This window comes from Stenotrophomonas sp. STEN029, assembly GCF_056760015.1.
The window spans coordinates 1-3,178 of the sequence record NZ_JBRREC010000165.1 but is presented as its reverse complement, the minus strand read 5'-3'; the positions used below and the strand labels follow the sequence as shown (position 1 = coordinate 3,178).

Genomic DNA, 3,178 nt, shown 5'->3' with positions numbered 1-3,178 from the left:
CTACAAGTGTGAAGCGGCTGCCGCATGGCTGCAGCGGTAGTTGGGCGCCCCCCCCCCCCCCACACCCCCCCCCAAAACACCACCAAAAAAACCCCCCCTCCACCCCCCACCCGGGCGCCCGTGGGGGGGCCCCCCCCCAAACCCCCCCCCCCCCCCCCCGGTTTCGCTCGTTTCCAGCTCCTAATTACTGGTTCCTGCCCCATGACCCAACTCGCCTCCAGCTACGACCCCAAATCCTTTGAAACCGCGCTCTATGAGTCGTGGGAGAAGGCCGGCCTGTTCAAGCCGTCCGGCAAGGGCGAGCCCTACACCATCCTGCTGCCGCCGCCGAACGTCACCGGCACCCTGCACATGGGCCATGCCTTCCAGCAGACGCTGATGGATGCATTGATCCGCTACCACCGCATGCGTGGCTACGACACGCTGTGGCAGGTGGGTACCGACCACGCCGGCATCGCCACCGAAATGGTGGTCAGCCGCAACCTGGCGCTGGAAGGCAAGGGCGAAACCCGCGACTCGCTGGGCCGCGATGGCTTCATCGACAAGGTGTGGGAGTGGAAGGCGCATTCGGGCAACGTGATCGAAGGCCAGATGCGCCGCCTCGGCACCTCGGCCGACTGGTCGCGCAGCACCTTCACCATGGACCCGGGCCCAAGCGAGGCGGTGATCGAATCCTTCCTCCGCTGGCACGAACAGGGCCTGATCTACCGTGGTCAGCGTCTGGTCAATTGGGACCCGGTGCTGAAGACCGCCATTTCCGACCTGGAAGTGGAGAGCGTGGAAGAAGACGGCTTCATGTGGTCGATCGCCTACGCGCTCAACGACGGTGCCAGCTATGAGCACGTCGAAGTGGATGCTGACGGCAACGAGACCCTGCGCGAAACCCGCAACTATCTGGTCGTGGCCACCACCCGTCCGGAAACCCTGCTGGGCGACACCGCGGTGATGGTGCACCCGGAAGACAGCCGCTACGCGCACCTGATCGGCAAGAGCGTGACCCTGCCGCTGACCGGCCGCAGCGTGCCGGTGATCGGCGACGACTACGTCGACAAGGCCTTCGGCACCGGCGTGGTCAAGGTGACGCCGGCGCATGATTTCAACGACTACCAGGTCGGTGTGCGTCACAGCCTGCCGATGATCAACCTGTTCACCACCACCGCCACGCTCAACGAAAACGCCCCGGAAAAATACCGTGGTTTGGACCGTTACGAAGCGCGCAAGCTGATCCTGTCCGAACTGGAAGATCTGGGCATCCTGGTCGAGACCAAGGCGCACAAGCTGCAGGTGCCGCGTGGCGACCGTACCGGCCAGGTGATCGAACCCTATCTGACCGACCAGTGGTTCGTGAAGATGGACGGACTGGCCAAGCGCGGCCTGGAGCTTGTGGAGAACGGCTCGATCAAGTTCGTGCCGGGCAACTGGATCAACACCTACCGCCATTGGATGGAGAACATCCAGGATTGGTGCATCAGCCGCCAGCTGTGGTGGGGCCACCGCATTCCGGCGTGGTTCGACGAAGCCGGCAACTGCTACGTGGGCCGCAACGAGGCCGACGCCCGCGCCAAGGCCGGACTCGGTGACGACGTGGTCCTGACCCAGGACAGCGACGTGCTGGAGACCTGGTTCTCCTCCCAGCTGTGGCCGTTCTCGACCCTGGGCTGGCCGAACGAAGCGGCGATGGCCGAGCGCGGCTTTGAGCGCTACCTGCCGTCGAACGTGCTGATCACCGGCTTCGACATCATCTTCTTCTGGGTGGCGCGCATGATCATGGCCACCGACAGCTTCACCGGCCAGATCCCGTTCAAGGACGTCTACATCACCGGCCTGATCCGCGACGGTCAGGGCCAGAAGATGTCCAAGTCCAAGGGCAATGTGCTCGATCCGCTGGACATCATCGACGGCATCAGCATCGACGACCTGGTTGCCAAGCGCACCCACGGCCTGATGCAGCCGAAGATGGCCGAGAAGATCGAGAAGGCCACGCGCAAGGAATTCCCGGACGGCATCATCGCCCACGGTGCCGACGCGCTGCGCTTCACCATTGCCGCGCTGGCCACCCACGGCCGCGACATCAAGTTCGACATGAGCCGCGCCGAGGGCTACAAAAACTTCTGCAACAAGCTGTGGAACGCCAGCCGCTTCACCCTGATGAACACCGAGGGCGCGAGCTTCTCTGGCGTGCCGCAGCCGCGCACCGATGCCGAGCGCTGGATCCTTGCACGCCTGGCCAAGGTTTCGGCCGAAGCACAGCAGCACTACGCCGACTACCGCTTCGACCTGTTGTCGCAGGCGCTGTACGAATTCGTCTGGAACGAATTCTGCGATTGGTTCCTGGAACTGACCAAGCCGGCCTTGAGCGGCGACAACGCCGAGGATGCCGCCAGCACCCGCCACACCCTGCTGTACGTGCTGGAAGCAGTGCTGCGCCTGCTGCACCCGCTGACACCGTTCGTCACCGAGCAGCTGTGGCAGCAGGTAGCGCCGCGTCTTGGCATCAGCGCCGAGTCGTTGTCGTTGCAGGCCTATCCGACCGCTGAAGAGTTTGCTGGCGACTACGCGCAGGCCGAAGTCGACGTGGAATGGTTCAAGACCATGGTCAGCGCCCTGCGCCGCGTGCGCAGCGAGTTGAACGTGCCGCCGTCCAAGCACGTGCGTTTGCTGCTGCAGGGTGGCCAGGCTGCCGATCGCAGCCGCCTCGACCGCTTCGCCTCGCAGCTGCGCTTCCTGCTCAAGCTGGAGAGCATCGACTGGTTGGCCGCTGATGCGGTGACGCCGCCGGCCGCGGCCGCCATTGTCGGCGAGCTGAAGCTGCTGGTGCCGTTGGAAGGCCTGGTTGACCTGGACGCCGAACGTGCGCGCCTGGACAAGGAAATCGCCCGCGTTTCTTCGGAAAAGGACAAGAGCGAGGTCAAGCTGTCGAAGTTCACCGACAAGGTGCCGGCGGCGGTGGTTGAGCAGGAGCGCGTGCGTCTGGTTGATTGGAACAGCCAGCTGGCCGGCCTGCAGGAGCAGCGCGCGAAGCTGTAAGGCGCGTTGATTGCTGTTATGGAAAACGCCGCCTTTGGGCGGCGTTTTCTTTTGTGCGGATTGGAGAGCTAAAGACCAAGAGCTGAAAGCCAGAAACGAAGAGCCCCCGCATCCGCCCCCCCCCCCCGGGGGGGGGGGCGGGGGGGGGGGG

The 3,178-nt window shown here is 64.5% G+C and carries 1 protein-coding gene; it reads left to right on the top strand.

Features of this window, described 5'->3' with window-relative positions; all coding sequences use genetic code 11:
- Window positions 1–201: 201 nt before the first annotated feature.
- Window positions 202–3,027, top strand: coding sequence for a valine--tRNA ligase (locus ACVOLI_RS20335; RefSeq protein WP_481615763.1), 2,826 nt, complete (start codon window positions 202–204; stop codon window positions 3,025–3,027).
- The last annotated feature ends 151 nt before the right edge of the window (window positions 3,028–3,178 follow it).